Source organism: Rhodococcus sp. MSC1_016 (genome assembly GCF_023667485.2).
In the GTDB taxonomy this organism is placed as follows: Bacteria; Actinomycetota; Actinomycetes; order Mycobacteriales; family Mycobacteriaceae; genus Rhodococcus_F; species Rhodococcus_F oxybenzonivorans.
In genome coordinates, this window is record NZ_JAMOZI020000001.1 from 4133380 (window position 1) to 4147111 (window position 13732).

A 13732-nucleotide genomic window follows, 5' to 3' on the forward strand; every position below is an offset into this window, starting at 1 on the left:
CAGGCTGGCCAGAATCCGGCGTGACAAGGAGGCTTCCGTGACCGACGGACCGTTGATCGTCCAATCCGACAAGACGTTGCTGTTGGAGGTTGATCACGAACGCGCGCACGACGCCCGGCAGGCGATCGCGCCGTTCGCCGAACTCGAGCGTGCGCCGGAACACGTCCACACCTACCGCATCACTCCCCTGGCCCTGTGGAATGCGCGAGCGGCCGGGCACGACGCCGAACAGGTGGTCGACGCCCTCGTCAACTTCTCCCGCTATGCCGTGCCGCAGCCTCTGCTGGTCGACATCGTCGACACCATGGCACGGTACGGCCGATTGCAGCTGGTGAAGAACCCTGCGCACGGGTTGACCCTCGTCAGTCTGGACCGCGCCGTGCTCACCGAGGTGACCCGGCACAAGAAGATTGCCCCGATGCTCGGCGCCCGTGTCGACGACGACACCGTGGTAGTCCACCCGAGTGAGCGCGGACGACTCAAGCAGCTCCTCCTCAAGGTGGGCTGGCCGGCCGAAGACCTCGCCGGATATGTCGACGGTGAAGCCCACCAGATCGACCTCGACTACGACGGCACGTCGCCCGGATCGGCGGACGGCCATTGGCATTTGCGCGACTATCAGGAAATGGCAGCCGACTCCTTCTGGGCGGGCGGTTCCGGTGTCGTCGTCCTTCCCTGTGGCGCAGGCAAGACCATGGTCGGTGCCGCCGCCATGGCCAAGGCGAAAGCCACCACGTTGATCCTCGTCACGAACACCGTCGCGGGACGCCAGTGGAAGCGGGAGCTCATCGCCCGCACCTCCCTCACCGAGGAGGAAATCGGCGAATATTCCGGTGAGCGCAAGGAGATTCGGCCGGTCACCATCGCCACGTACCAGGTGATCACCCGCCGGACCAAGGGCGAGTACAAGCACCTCGAACTGTTCGACTCCCGCGACTGGGGCCTCGTGATCTACGACGAGGTCCACCTTCTTCCGGCCCCGGTGTTCCGGATGACCGCCGACCTGCAGTCCCGTCGCCGCCTCGGCCTCACCGCCACGTTGGTGCGTGAGGACGGTCGCGAGGGTGACGTCTTCTCGCTGATCGGCCCCAAGCGGTACGACGCACCGTGGAAGGACATCGAGGCCCAGGGCTGGATCGCTCCCGCCGACTGCGTCGAGGTGCGGGTCACGTTGACCGATGCCGAGCGCATGGCCTACGCAGTCGCCGAACCCGACGAGCGGTACAAGCTGTGTTCCACAGCACACACGAAAATCGCAGTGGTCAAATCGATCCTCGAGCGGCATACCGATGCACCCACGCTCATCATCGGCGCCTACCTCGACCAACTCGACGAGCTGGGCGAGGCGTTGAACGCACCTGTCATCAAGGGCTCCACCAAGAACAAGGAACGTGAGGAACTCTTCGACAGCTTCCGGGCAGGTGACATCCAGACGTTGGTGGTGAGCAAGGTCGCCAACTTCTCGATCGATCTTCCGGAAGCGTCCGTCGCGGTACAGGTTTCGGGCACGTTCGGTTCGCGGCAGGAGGAAGCCCAGCGGCTCGGACGGCTGCTGCGCCCCAAGCAGGACGGCGGCCAAGCGCACTTCTACTCCGTCGTCGCCCGCGACACCCTCGACGCCGAGTACGCCGCACACCGGCAGCGCTTTCTGGCGGAGCAGGGCTATGCGTACCGGATCACCGACGCCGACGACCTCCTCGGGCCCGCCATCGGGTGACTCCGCCGCCGCGGAGCCTGGGACTCTAAGCTGGTGCCGTGCGACATTTCGAGTTCACCGTCGATCGGGCCTACGCGAAGTCTGTGAATCAGACGTTCGCCGATATGCGACGCCTCCAGGTGTCCGCGGTCATCGTTGCCCTGCTGTTCGCGGCCGCGGCCGTGGGGCTGATCCTGCTCGGGCATCCGTGGTCGATCATCCTCGGCGTCGTGGTGGCGCTCGTCGCTCTCACGTCGGTATGGGTGGCGTTCTGGGTGCCCAAGAAGGTGGGCAGCATCGAAGACCTGTATGCGAAGAGCCCACTGGTCCCGGCCGTGATCTCGGAGGTGCACCCGCGTGCGCTCACGCTGCTGTCGCTGATCGACGCGGCGAAGCCTGCGGCAGGGCGGCCGTCGTACGTGCTGGTCACCCGGAACGTTCCGATCCGTGCACATCAGAAGCAGAACGTCGGCGACAGGGTGCCGTCCGTCGCGCTTCTGAGCGACCGCAATACGCACAGTGCCGCCGACACCTGGGAGATGGTCAGTCCGATGCCCATCGCCTGGGGGACGCGCGACTCCTCGGTGCGCGCCCGCGCAGCCGAAGCCATCGATCAGGCGGAGTGGGACTTCCTGGAGAGCAAGATCCCCGAGTCGGAACACGTGCGCACGAGTCCCGATCAGCGAGTGGCCGTGTCCGAGCATGAGCTTCCCGAGAGCCTGCGCTGAACTAGCCGGGCCAGCCGTCTGCCGGCGTGCGCGGGTCGTCCGCCAGCAGCGCTGCCATCCACGAATCCCGCCGGACTCCACGTTGGAGCAGCCCGCGGCGCTGCACTCCCTCGAACCGGAATCCCAGTTTGCGGGCCACCGCCGCGGAGTCGTGGTTGCCGACGAAGGCACGCCACTCGATGCGTTCGAGACCCATCCCATCCGGCCGAAACGCAAAGTCGCACACCACCTCCACCGCGGTTGCCATGAGACCTCGAGAGCGGGCACCGGCGGCGAGCCAGTATCCGATTTCGGCCGACGAGTTGTCGCGCGCGAGTAGTCCGATCATCCCCACCGCCGGTCCGGCGGCGCGCTCGCGTATTGCCCAGACCGGGCTGCGATCCGCCCATCCGGAGGGGACGGTCCGCCGCACGAAGTGCTCGGCGTCCGATCGTGCATAGGGCGAGGGCATGGTGGTCCACTCGGCGATCGCGGAGTCGCTACAGGCGGCACAGATCGCGTCGATGTCGCTGACGACCGGCGGGCTCAGCCATACGGTGCCGGTGTTCAGGGTGACGACGAACATGCCGCCACTGTAGGCCTGCGAGCCGGCGATCAGCGCAGCGCCGGGAGCACTTCCTTCTCGAACAGCTCGATACCGGACGTGTCGTACGCGGCTTCGGGAAAGTAGAAGATGCCGTAGGTCATGCCCTGCGCCTTCAGAGCGGACAGCTTCTCGATGATCTGATCCGGGGTACCCACGCCCGGCATTCCGCGGAAGGCGCCGAGAGTTCCCTCCGCCGCCTCGGCGCCGACATAGGGGGTGACGCGCTCGACCAGCGTGGCCAGTCGTTGCTCGACCTCGGCCTCGGTGGTTCCGATTGCGACGTTGTAGTTGGCCGACCGGACGATGGCATCGAAGTCGGTTCCGACGTCCTCACAGTGCCTGCGGAGGATCTCGGACTTGTGGGCGAAACCTTCGGGAGTGCCGTCGAAGTTGGTGTACTGCGCGTACTTCGCCGCGATCTTCAGGGTCACCTTTTCGCCGCCACCGGCAATCCACAGGGGAATGCCGCCCTCTTGGAGAGGAAGTGGCCGCACGATCGCCCCGTCCACCTGGTAGTGCGTGCCTGCAAGGGTCGCGCTGCCGTTGATCCAGGCCTGGCGCAGAATCTGAACGCCTTCTTCGAGGCGACCGAGACGCTCACCGGGCGAGGGGAATCCGTATCCGTAGGCCCTCCACTCGTGCTCGTACCAGCCGCCTCCGATGCCCATCTCCACTCGCCCACCGGAGATGAGATCGGTGGTGGCGGCCACCTTGGCCAGATACGCGGGATTGCGGTAGCTGACCGCGGTGCACATCTGGCCGAGCCGCACCCGCGAGGTGACGGCAGCAAGAGCGGACATCAGGGTCCACGCCTCGTGGGTTGCCTCCTCGGTGGGCGCCGGAACGGTGTGGAAGTGGTCGTACACCCAGAGCGAATCCCAGGAGCCGCGGTCGGCACGCAACGAGAAGTCGCGCATCACCGCCCACTGCTCGGAAGGATCGATACCGACGAGGTCGAGGCGCCAGCCTTGAGGAACGAACAATCCGAAGCGCATGAGAAGAATGTACCCACAGTCCAGGTAGTCCTGCAGGGTGCGGCGCCACCCGCGGCCCGATCGTTTGAACAGGCGCTACCGTCACAGCATGGCCCGCTTTCCTTCCACCGAACAGTGGTACCGATGGAGCGCGAAACACAGTCGCGGAATCGACGTGTGCGTTGCCGGCGTCGTCACCGTTCTCAGTCTCCTCACCGCGGCGGAGGCGAGCGTGACCGCGGTGGTCGTTTCCTTGGGGATGACGGTGCCGCTGGCCTGGCGTCGTTCGCACACGGTGGTGTCGGGTTTCGTCATCGCCGCGTTCTCCGTGCTGCACCTTGTCGTGATCGCACACACCCTCCTGCTGTCCGTAGTCGCGGTCCCCATCGCGCTCTACGCTTTCGCCGCCTACGGTCCGCGGTGGAGTAGTTTCACTGCGCTCGGTCTCGCCATGGTCGGGGCTGTGGGCGCGACGGTGAAGTACTTCTCCGACAGCAAGTCGTCCGAGATACTCGTGTACAACTCCCTCGCCTTCGTCGTCTTCGTCCTCGCGGTGTGGGCCTTCGGTGACCTGCGCCGGGTTCGGATGAAGGAACTCGACGGGCTGGCGGAGCGAGCTCGGCTCCTCGAACTCGAACGGGAACAGGAAGCCGAGATCGCCACCATCACCGAGCGCACGCGGATTGCCCGGGAGATGCACGATATCGTCGCCCACTCGCTGACCGTGGTCATCGCTCAGGCCGACGGTGGGCGGTACGGGGCCGCCCAGGATCCCGCAGCGGCACTCGCTGCGCTGGAGACGATCGCCGCCACAGGCAGGCAAGCGCTGACGGATATGCGGGCCCTGCTGTCTGTGTTGCGGGAGGACCGACCCCGGGACTTCGCCATGATCCCCGGTGCGTCGGATATCGAGTCGCTCGTCGCAGACCTTCGCAGAAGTGGGGTGGACGTGCACCTGCAGATCGAAGGTAACCCGCGGAAACTGCCACCGGGAACGAGTCTTACCGCGTACCGGATCGTGCAGGAGTCGCTGACCAACGTGCTCAAGCACGCCGGGCCGGGGGCGCACGCCGACGTCGAAATGCGCTGGACCGAGCACGATCTGGTTGTGACTGTCGTGGACGACGGCCGGGGCGTTTCGGCGGCGCTCATCGAACCATCCGCAGGTGGGCAGGGCTTGATCGGGATGACGGAGCGCGCACGACTTCACGGCGGCCGGGTGACGGCTGGTCCCAAACCTGGTGGCGGCTATCGGGTCCGCGCCGTCCTCCCTCACGGAAACACCTAGGGTGAGTGCATGGACGAACACGGCGGCCGCATCGATGTTGCGCTGATCGACGACCAGCAACTGGTCCGCGCCGGATTCCGGATGGTCATCGATTCGCAGCCGGACCTGTCTGTGGTAGTCGAGGCGTCGGACGGGCGGCAGGCGCTCACCGAACTCGCGGCACGTCGCGTCGATGTCGTTTTGATGGATGTGCAGATGCCGCGCATGGACGGCATCGAAACCACCCGCCAGCTGCTGGCCGCAGAAGATGCGCCGAAAGTGGTGGTACTCACCACGTTCGACAACGACGAGTATGTCCTGTCCGCGATCCGGGCGGGTGCGAGTGGCTTTCTCCTCAAGGACGTTCCACCGGAACAGTTGCTCGACGGTATCCGGACGGTGCACCGGGGCGACGCCGTGATCGAGGCACGGGCCACTCGCCGCTTACTACAGCATGTGGGGCCGTTACTCGAGGATTCGATGGACCGCGCACAGCTTCCCGAGGAACTCACACCCCGTGAGGTGGAAGTCCTCGAGGCCATGGCGTATGGGCTGTCCAATACGGAGATCGCGGCGCAGCTCCACATATCGGAGACCACGGTGAAAACGCATGTGGGACGCGTCCTGTCGAAAACGCACTCACGAGACAGGGTGCAAGCGGTGGTGTTCGCGTTCCAGGTCGGTTTGGTGCGCCGCTCGGACCTTCTCGGTACCGAGGACTGACGCTGGGGGCCCACGTCGTCCTACCGGGGGATGACGGCCGCCGCCGAAAGATGGCTCCGCGCTCCGACGCGCACACCGCTTCACCTGCAATAACGTCGATTCCGTGACGACAAGGACCAACACGGAGGTGGGGACGACGATGCAGGCCGCGGTCCGCGCGAGCGGAGTAACGAAGGTATACGGCACGGGTGAGACAGCGGTGCAGGCGCTGGGCGGGGTGGACGTCGATTTCGCACGAGGCGAATTCACCGCCATCATGGGTCCGTCGGGTTCCGGCAAGTCGACACTGATGCACTGCCTGGCCGGACTGGACACGGTGTCGGCCGGCCGCGTGTTTCTCGGCGACACCGAGGTGACCGGGTTGGGCGACGGGGAGCTGACCGAACTGCGGCGCGAGCGGATCGGATTCGTGTTCCAAGCGTTCAACCTTCTACCGGTTCTGAGCGCACGAGCCAACATGATGTTGCCGATGCGCCTGGCGGGCAGCACCCCGTCGCCACAGTGGATGGCGGAAGTGGTCGCCAAGCTCGGGCTCACCCACCGGCTCGATCATCTCCCCCACGAGTTGTCGGGCGGGCAACAACAGCGGGTGGCTGTGGCGCGCGCTCTGCTTCCGCAGCCCGACGTCGTCTTCGCCGACGAGCCGACCGGAAACCTCGATTCACACTCCGGTACAGAGGTTCTCGGGCTCCTGCGAACGTGCGTTCGCGAGACGTCGCAGACGGTGGTGATGGTGACGCACGACCCGGTGGCCGCGTCGTATGCGGACCGGGTAGTTCTCATCGCAGACGGTCTGATCGCCGGTGACATTCTCCGGCCGACCGTAGATTCCGTGATCGCGTCGATGCGCGCACTCGGCGCGAACGACCTCGCGGCGGTGCGGCGATGAGGGAGCTGGCTTTGGCGCAGGCCCGGGCGCACGCGGGCCGGTACGTGGCGTCGATTCTCGCGGTGGTCATCGCCGTCGGGTACATCGTGGCGACGCTGACCTTGAACTCCACCGTCGGCGCCGGAATCGACAACTCGCTCGCTGTGCAATATCGGGGCACCGACGCGGTCGCTTCCGGGCCGGGCGCCAGGGCGGCCGACCTCGCCCGGATCCCCGGCGTCGCCGCGACGACCGATGACGTGAGCGCCTCCGTCCGTGTCGATTCCGCGATCGACGGAAAGTCCTACGGTGACGCCGTGTCGATCGCGGACGACAGTGTGTTGCGGTGGCAGCAGGTCTCCGACGGAGAACTGCCCAGGGGACTCGGCGAGGCGCTGGTGAGTAAGGACGCCGGAATCCCTGTCGGCTCGGAGATCACGGTGACCGCACTCGACGCGAGCGACGGTGTGACCACCAGTGTGCGCGTCGTCGGGCTGGTCGACCTCTCCGGAACTGCGCAGCGAATGCGCGGCACCACGGTCTTCGCGACACCTGCCCAGTTGATTCAGTGGGCCGGTGACGCCGCCACCCACGAGGTACGCATTGCCGGTGACGGGTCCCTGTCACAGCAGGAGCTGGCCACCCGTATCCGCGAGGCCCTGCCCGCCGACTCGACCGTGGTCACCGGAGCCGCAGCCACCAAAGACGCTGCAGGACAGTATCTCGGCCAGGCCGAGGTACTGAGTACCATCCTCCTGTCCTTCGGCGCCATCGCGGTCGTTGTCGCGGCGCTCGTGATCGCCAATACCTTCGCAGTGTTGCTCGCGGCGCGGACCCAGGAGCTTGCGCTCCTGCGCTGTGTCGGTGCAACCGCATCACAGGTGCGCCGCAGTATCCGGACGGAGGCGGCCGCAGTAGGGATCATCGCGTCCGTTCTCGGCGCCGGCGTCGGGATCGCGTTGGCCTGGGTGGTCGGACGGGTGGCCACAGCCGCGGATGCACCGATCCCGTTGTCGGTGTTGCATGTCGATCCGCTGGCGGTCGCGCTCGGTGTGGCAGTGGGGATCGTGATGACCATGGTGGCAGCGTCTGCCCCCGGACGGGCGGCGACCAGACTGTCACCACTCGCAGCGCTGCAACCGATGGAGGCCAAGCCGGAGAGTGCGCGAATATCACTCGGCCGCAGCGTTCTCGGCCTCGTGATGCTCGCCGCCGGAATCGCGATGACCGTGGTAGGCGTCCTCGCACAGCAAGTTCCGGCAGCCACTGTGGGAGGATTGCTCTCGTTCCTCGGCATCGCGGCACTGAGCACTACGATGGTGCCGGCGCTGATCAGCCGGACGGGCATCGTTCTGGCACGGCTGGCAGGTCCGGTCGGCGAACTCGCCGCGGGCAACGCAGGCCGGAATCCGCGCCGGACCGCCGCTACAGTCACTGCTCTGTTGATCGGTGTGGCGCTGACCAGCACCTTGGTGGTGGGAATCGCGACAGTGAAATCGTCGGCCCCCGCCGCGATGGACGAGCAGTTTCCGGTGGACGTGATGGTCAGCAGCACAGGAAATCGAGGACTACCACCGGAGTTGGGCCCGCGGATCACGGCAACAACGGGCGTGTCGGGGGTTTCGGCGCTCGAGCGTGCCGACCTGGTCATCGATGGACGTGGCGAACTGGAGGCCTTCGGGGTGTCGGGCAGTGCCGCGCAGTCCGTGCTGCGCACCCCGATCACCCTTCCCTCACCGGGACGGCTGGTGCTCTCTCCCGCCGGACTGCGGGACAACGGTCTGAGCCCTGGAGACACGGCGACGGTCCGAGGTGATCGCGGCGACGTCACAGTCACGGTGGTGGAGGGCCGGGACGGTCAGCCGGCCCTCCTCGACCACACCGATATGGCGGTGTCGGCATCATCCCCCGTGATCGACGCGTACTGGATTCGTCTGTCGGAGGGCAACTCCGACGAGCAGTCGCTGGCCGCGACCGACCACGTGACGGAACTTGCCCGTGAGCTGGCGCCCGGAAGCGAAGTCCAAGGCATGATCGCGATGCGCGGGGCTATCGATTCGGTGCTCGACACCATGCTCATGGTGGTCGCGGGCCTGCTGTCGGTAGCCGTCCTGATCGCATTGATCGGCGTCGGTAACACGATGGCACTGTCCGTCCTCGAACGGCGTCGTGAATCCGGACTGCTTCGAGCACTCGGCCTGACGAGAAAAGGAGTACGCGCAATGTTGATCTGGGAAGCCCTCCTGGTGGCCGGTGTGGCGTCCGGAATGGGCGTCGTGTTCGGTCTCATCTTCGGAAGCGCCGGAACTGCCTCTGTTTTCGGTTACGACGATGTGGTGCTCAGCGGAATCCCATGGGTGCAGCTCTTCGCCATCGTGTTGATCGGCGGGGTCTGCGGGGTGATTGCGGCACTGCTTCCCGCCAGGCGTGCAGGGGCGATCTCGCCGGTATCGGCCATGGCCGGTTAGCTCCCCGGAGCCGCCTCACCGAGCCCGGCCGAGTCCTAGGTCCTTTGTTCCTCGAGGGCGACGGAACCCGGATCGAGGCTCGGTCGAGGCGGCCACGGCGAATAGACGGGAATGAAGCGGAACAGCAGGCCCGCACCGAGCAGCGCAGCCCCGCCGATCGCACCGACGGCGAACCCGAGCGGGACCACCGCGGCCAGCGCACCCACCCCCAACGGCCCGGCGAACATACCGGTGTCGTGGGTCAGTCGCCAGGCGGCGAGGAATTCGGCGCGGATCGCGGGTGGGGCGATGTCGGCTCCCAGTGTCATGATGACGCCATTGCCGAGCCCGTTGCCGATGCCCATGAGGACGGCGACCGCACCGATCGACACCAGATCGTGTGAGAACGGCAACGCCAGGTACGACACCCCGATCACCAGCAGGGAGGGTACGGCGATGAATCGCCGGCCGTACCGGTCCATGAAGTGGCCGGCCGGATACGAACACAATAGGTCGACGGCCGCTCCGGCACCGAACACCAGGCTCACCTGGGCGGCGTCGAGTCCGAGGTGGGCGGCCCACAGCGGCAGCACCGCTTCCCGAGACGCTCGCCCCGCACCCATCAGCAGCGAGCCGGCGCCGAGGGTGGACAACAGCTTTCGGTGCCCCCGCAGAATGGAGGGCAGCGTGGCATGCGACTTCGCCGGGCCGTCCGTGCGGCTCGGTGGATCGGGGACGCGGGACATCAGCCACCCCGACAACACGACACCGACAAGCTGGACGACGAATCCGCCGCGCGTGCCGACGACGAGGATCACGGCGGCACCGAGAAGCGGGCCGACGAAGAAGCCGAGCCGCCACATCGCCGCAAACGACGACATGGCACGCGCCCTCAGCCCGAGCGGCACGGCCTCGGCCAGGTAGCTCTGCCGGGCCAGGCCCCATACTGCGTTGGCGAGCCCGGTCAGCAGGGCGCCGAGACCCAGCACTCCCGGCGTCGGCGCGAACAAGCAGATCAGGACGCCGAGGGCGCCGACCGAGCTGCCCCCGATGATCGACCGCCGCTCGCCGAACCTGGCTACGATCCGCCCGGCCGGCAGGTCACCGAGCACGGCTCCGAGCCCGACGACCGCCACGATCAGCCCCGACACCGCCACCGACGCACCGAGATCGCGTGCGGTGAGGGCCATGACCGGCGCCGCGGCGCCCTGGCCGATCCCGAAGATTGCGGCTGGGACGAAGACCGTGGTGACAAAGGGTTTGAGGCCGGTCGGACCGCTCATGCGCTCGCTTCGCCGACGGCACCGCCCAGCGCGTCACCGGGTGCGAACCGGTTGCCGACCTCGCCCAGTCCATAGTGACCGCGCAAGGTCGTCGAGGTGTACTCGGTGCGAAACAGTCCCCGGTCCTGGAGAATGGGAACCACCCGATCGACGAAGTCGTCGAGACCTCCCGGCAAGTACGGCGGCATGATGTTGAAGCCGTCCGCCGCACCCTGTTCGAACCAGATCTGCAACTCGTCCGCCACCTGCTCGGGGGTTCCGGCGAACGTGCGGTGTCCACGCCCGCCGCCGAGGAGTCCGATCAGTTGCCGCACGGTGAGCGAGCCGTCTTCGGCAAGATCCTTCACCAGCTGGTACCGACTCTTGTTCCCCTGAATCTCGTTGAGCGGCGGCAAGGGTGGGAGCGGGGCGTCGAGCGAATGCTCGGTGAGGTCGACGCCGAGCATCGTGGACAGCTGACGCAGCGAGTACGCGGGAGAAATCAGGTCGGTGAAGGACCGTTCGAGCGCCTCCGCCTCCTCCTGGGTGTCTGCGATGAATGGGACGATACCGGGCAGCACCTTCAGATCGCCGGCATTGCGGCCGTACTTCACCACCCGCGCCTTCAGGTCCCGGTAGAACTCCTGCCCTTGCGCGAGGGTGCGTTGCGCAGTGAAGACCGCCTCTGCGTGCCGGGCGGCGAACTCTTTACCGCTCTCCGAAGAACCGGCTTGTACCAGCAGTGGACGCCCCTGCGCCGATCGTGGGGAGTTCAGCGGCCCCTTGACCTGGAAGCGCGGTCCATCGTGGTCGATCGTGTGGACCTTTGCCGGGTCGGCGAACAGGCCGGTGTCCGGGTCGAGTACCACGGCATCGTCTTCCCAGCTGTCCCACAGCGCAAGTGCCACGTCGACGAATTCCGCTGCACGCTCGTACCTTCCGCTGTGCGCCGGGATTCCGTCGACGCCGAAGTTCGCCGCCTCGTCCGCGCCCGCCGACGTCACGATGTTCCACCCCGCCCGGCCACCGCTGATGTGGTCGAGAGAGGTGAACTTCCGCGCCAAGCTGTAGGGGTCGCCGTAACTCGTCGACGCCGTAGCGATCAGTCCCACGTGTTCGGTGGCGACGGCGATGGCCGACAGCAGCGTGACGGGTTCGAAGATCGCCTGCGTGTTGTGCTCGAGCCGCGGACCGATTGCCAGGGTGTCGGCGAAGAACACGGAGTCGAGTTTGCCGCGTTCCGCGATCCTCCCGAGTTCCTGGAAGTGCTTCACGTCCAGAACCCGGTGGGCGTCCGTGCGTGGATGCCGCCACGCCGCCTCGTGGTGACCCACGCCCATGAGAAAGGCATTGAGATGGAAGTGCTGGGAACCTTGTGACATCGAGTTTCTTTTCTACGAGATGAGCAGCAGGCCGTTCAGACCCGCCAGCGCGACAACCTGCGTTCGATCAACACGAGAATCGCGTTGAGGGACAGCCCGAGAACAGAGATCGCGACGATGCCCGCGTACATGTTGGGGATCTGGAAGTTGAACTGGGAGGCGGTGATCAGATAGCCGAGCCCGGCCTTGGCGCCCACCATTTCAGCGGCGATCAGGACGAGAATGGAGGACGCCGCCGCCATGCGGATACCGGTGAAGATGGTGGGAACAGCGGCGGGCAGCACCACCTTCTGGAACAGGCGCACCGACGACAATCCCAGCGACGAAGCCGATTTGATCAACAGCGGATCGACGGTACGCACACCGGAAATCGTGTTGAGGAGAATGGGGAACGTGCACGCGTAGATCACCAGCGCGATCTTCGACTCCTCACCGATGCCGAGGATCAGGATGAAGACGGGTAGCAGGGCCAGCGCGGCCGTGTTACGGAAGAGCTCGAGAATGGGGTTCAGGAAGTCCGACACCGGGCGGTACCAGGCGATCGCGATACCCAGTGGGATCGCGATCGCGACTGCCACGAAGAAGCCGATCAGGGCCCGCGAAAGACTCGCCGACACGTGCTGCCCCAGTTCACCGCTGGCGGCCAGGTCGAGAAAGGCTTCGACCACCGTACTGAACGGTGGCAGAAACACCTCGTCCACCAATCCGATTCGGGGCGCGAACTCCCACAGCGAGAGAAACGCGACGATCGCGATCGAAGGCTTGAGGATTCGCCAGGCGACGGGTCCCACGACCGCGCCGGCGCGCTTCGCGGCGCCTGGTGTCGCCGGCCCGACCTCCGGTGCGGGTGACGTTGCCGGGGTCTGCAGTGGATCGGCGACGACAGGCGCCTCGTCGAGGTCTGTCGGTGTGGCAAGTGCGCTAGACATGAGCCTCCTCCTTCTCGATTACCTGTGCTCGCTCCACTTCACCGTGCAACAACGTCCAGATCTTGTGCCGGTACTGCCGGAACTGCTCGTTGGATCGGACGTCCTCACCGCTGCGGTCGATGTCGATGTCGACGAACGTCTTCACCCGCCCGGGTCGCGAGGTCAGCACCGCAACCCGCTGCCCGAGATAGATGGCCTCGTCGATGCCGTGGGTGATGAACAGGATGGTTTTTCCCGTTGCCTTCCAGATGCGCAGCAGTTCGTCCTGGAGTGATTCGCGGGTCTGCGCGTCGAGCGCGGCGAACGGCTCGTCCATCAGCAGCACTTCGGGATCGAAGGCCAGGCTGCGGGCAATTGCGACACGCTGCTTCATCCCACCGGACAGTTCGTGCGGATACCGGTCACCGAAGCCGTGCAAGCCCACCAACTCGAGGTAGTGCTCGGCGAGGCTTCGGCGCTCCTTCTTGGGCAGCCCCTTGGCTTCCAACCCGAACTCGATGTTGTGCCGCGCAGTGCGCCATGGGAGAAGCGCGTACTGCTGGAAAACGATGCCTCGGTCGAGTCCCGGCCCCGTCACCGGCTTTCCGTCGAGGAGAATGCGGCCCGAGGTCGGTGTGCTCAAACCTCCGAGAAGGTCAAGCAGCGTCGACTTTCCGCAACCGCTGGGTCCGACGAGGACGAGGAACTCACCGGCGGCGAGATCGATGTCGATGTCTTCGATCGCGGTGAACTTGTCCTTCGTCCCGCGCACGTCGAATTGTTTGGTGACGTGTTCGAGGCGGAGTTTGGGGGGTGTGACCTGACCTCGGTCCGAAGCGGTCGTGCTCATGTCTGTCCTTCCGATACTTCTCCGTCAGTTCTGCTCGGTAC

12 protein-coding genes are annotated in these 13732 nt (G+C 66.1%); 6 read left to right on the forward strand and 6 right to left on the reverse strand.

Annotation, left to right across the window (positions count from 1 at the left end):
• The first annotated feature begins 37 nt into the window (after nt 1–37).
• Together L1080_RS19105 and L1080_RS19110 are read left to right on the forward strand one after the other, a co-directional pair.
• Nucleotides 38–1717 (forward strand): DNA repair helicase XPB, encoded by a 1680-nt coding sequence (locus tag L1080_RS19105; protein ID WP_250777183.1) that lies wholly within the window; start codon nt 38–40, stop codon nt 1715–1717.
• Nucleotides 1718–1755: 38 nt separating this feature from the next.
• The gene (locus tag L1080_RS19110; RefSeq protein WP_250777184.1) at nt 1756–2424 is read left to right on the forward strand and encodes a DUF3239 domain-containing protein; all 669 of its coding nucleotides are present in this window, start codon (nt 1756–1758) and stop codon (nt 2422–2424) included.
• A gap of 1 nt (nt 2425) precedes the next feature.
• Here L1080_RS19110 and L1080_RS19115 read toward each other — a convergent pair whose 3' ends face one another.
• Both L1080_RS19115 and L1080_RS19120 read right to left on the reverse strand, forming a co-directional pair.
• Complete coding sequence (locus L1080_RS19115) at nt 2426–2989, reverse strand: GNAT family N-acetyltransferase (RefSeq protein ID WP_250777185.1); 564 nt, start codon at nt 2987–2989, stop codon at nt 2426–2428.
• A gap of 29 nt (nt 2990–3018) precedes the next feature.
• A complete protein-coding gene (locus tag L1080_RS19120) occupies nt 3019–4005 on the reverse strand; it encodes an LLM class F420-dependent oxidoreductase (protein WP_109327367.1) in 987 nt (328 codons plus the stop codon).
• Nucleotides 4006–4093: 88 nt separating this feature from the next.
• Between L1080_RS19120 and L1080_RS19125 the strand changes: the two genes are divergently transcribed.
• From L1080_RS19125 to L1080_RS19140, 4 genes are all read left to right on the forward strand, one after another.
• Nucleotides 4094–5272, forward strand: a complete 1179-nt coding sequence (locus L1080_RS19125; protein WP_159919837.1) for a sensor histidine kinase — start codon at nt 4094–4096, stop codon at nt 5270–5272.
• Nucleotides 5273–5281: 9 nt separating this feature from the next.
• Nucleotides 5282–5974, forward strand: a complete 693-nt coding sequence (locus tag L1080_RS19130) for a response regulator (RefSeq protein ID WP_213573388.1) — start codon at nt 5282–5284, stop codon at nt 5972–5974.
• A 139-nt stretch (nt 5975–6113) separates the two neighbouring features.
• Nucleotides 6114–6863, forward strand: coding sequence for an ABC transporter ATP-binding protein (locus L1080_RS19135; protein WP_250777215.1), 750 nt, complete (start codon nt 6114–6116; stop codon nt 6861–6863).
• A complete protein-coding gene (locus L1080_RS19140; RefSeq protein WP_250777186.1) occupies nt 6860–9310 on the forward strand; it encodes an ABC transporter permease in 2451 nt (816 codons plus the stop codon). The genes L1080_RS19135 and L1080_RS19140 overlap by 4 nt, the downstream gene beginning before the upstream one ends.
• Nucleotides 9311–9345: 35 nt before the next feature.
• On the opposite strand, the gene L1080_RS19145 is transcribed toward L1080_RS19140, so the two are convergent.
• The 4 genes from L1080_RS19145 to L1080_RS19160 are packed head-to-tail and all read right to left on the reverse strand — an operon-like array spanning nt 9346 to nt 13691.
• On the reverse strand, nt 9346–10572 hold the full coding sequence (locus L1080_RS19145) for an MFS transporter (RefSeq protein WP_250777187.1): 1227 nt from the start codon (nt 10570–10572) through the stop codon (nt 9346–9348).
• A complete protein-coding gene (locus L1080_RS19150) occupies nt 10569–11933 on the reverse strand; it encodes an LLM class flavin-dependent oxidoreductase (protein ID WP_250777188.1) in 1365 nt (454 codons plus the stop codon). Before L1080_RS19150 ends, L1080_RS19145 begins: the two co-directional genes overlap by 4 nt.
• Before the next feature lie 35 nt (nt 11934–11968).
• Nucleotides 11969–12862, reverse strand: a complete 894-nt coding sequence (locus tag L1080_RS19155; protein ID WP_159919827.1) for an ABC transporter permease — start codon at nt 12860–12862, stop codon at nt 11969–11971.
• Nucleotides 12855–13691 (reverse strand): ABC transporter ATP-binding protein, encoded by an 837-nt coding sequence (locus L1080_RS19160; RefSeq protein ID WP_159919825.1) that lies wholly within the window; start codon nt 13689–13691, stop codon nt 12855–12857. The genes L1080_RS19155 and L1080_RS19160 overlap by 8 nt, the downstream gene beginning before the upstream one ends.
• Nucleotides 13692–13732: the final 41 nt, after the last annotated feature.

What these genes read in the sequence shown, in the direction of transcription:
- L1080_RS19115 (WP_250777185.1), bottom strand. Translation starts at nt 2,989, where the DNA reads ATGTTCGTCGTCACCCTGAACACCGGCACCGTATGGCTGAGCCCGCCG.
- L1080_RS19120 (WP_109327367.1), bottom strand. Translation starts at nt 4,005, where the DNA reads ATGCGCTTCGGATTGTTCGTTCCTCAAGGCTGGCGCCTCGACCTCGTC.
- L1080_RS19125 (WP_159919837.1), top strand. Translation starts at nt 4,094, where the DNA reads ATGGCCCGCTTTCCTTCCACCGAACAGTGGTACCGATGGAGCGCGAAA.
- L1080_RS19130 (WP_213573388.1), top strand. Translation starts at nt 5,282, where the DNA reads ATGGACGAACACGGCGGCCGCATCGATGTTGCGCTGATCGACGACCAG.
- L1080_RS19135 (WP_250777215.1), top strand. Translation starts at nt 6,114, where the DNA reads ATGCAGGCCGCGGTCCGCGCGAGCGGAGTAACGAAGGTATACGGCACG.
- L1080_RS19140 (WP_250777186.1), top strand. Translation starts at nt 6,860, where the DNA reads ATGAGGGAGCTGGCTTTGGCGCAGGCCCGGGCGCACGCGGGCCGGTAC.
- L1080_RS19145 (WP_250777187.1), bottom strand. Translation starts at nt 10,572, where the DNA reads ATGAGCGGTCCGACCGGCCTCAAACCCTTTGTCACCACGGTCTTCGTC.
- L1080_RS19150 (WP_250777188.1), bottom strand. Translation starts at nt 11,933, where the DNA reads ATGTCACAAGGTTCCCAGCACTTCCATCTCAATGCCTTTCTCATGGGC.
- L1080_RS19155 (WP_159919827.1), bottom strand. Translation starts at nt 12,862, where the DNA reads ATGTCTAGCGCACTTGCCACACCGACAGACCTCGACGAGGCGCCTGTC.
- L1080_RS19160 (WP_159919825.1), bottom strand. Translation starts at nt 13,691, where the DNA reads ATGAGCACGACCGCTTCGGACCGAGGTCAGGTCACACCCCCCAAACTC.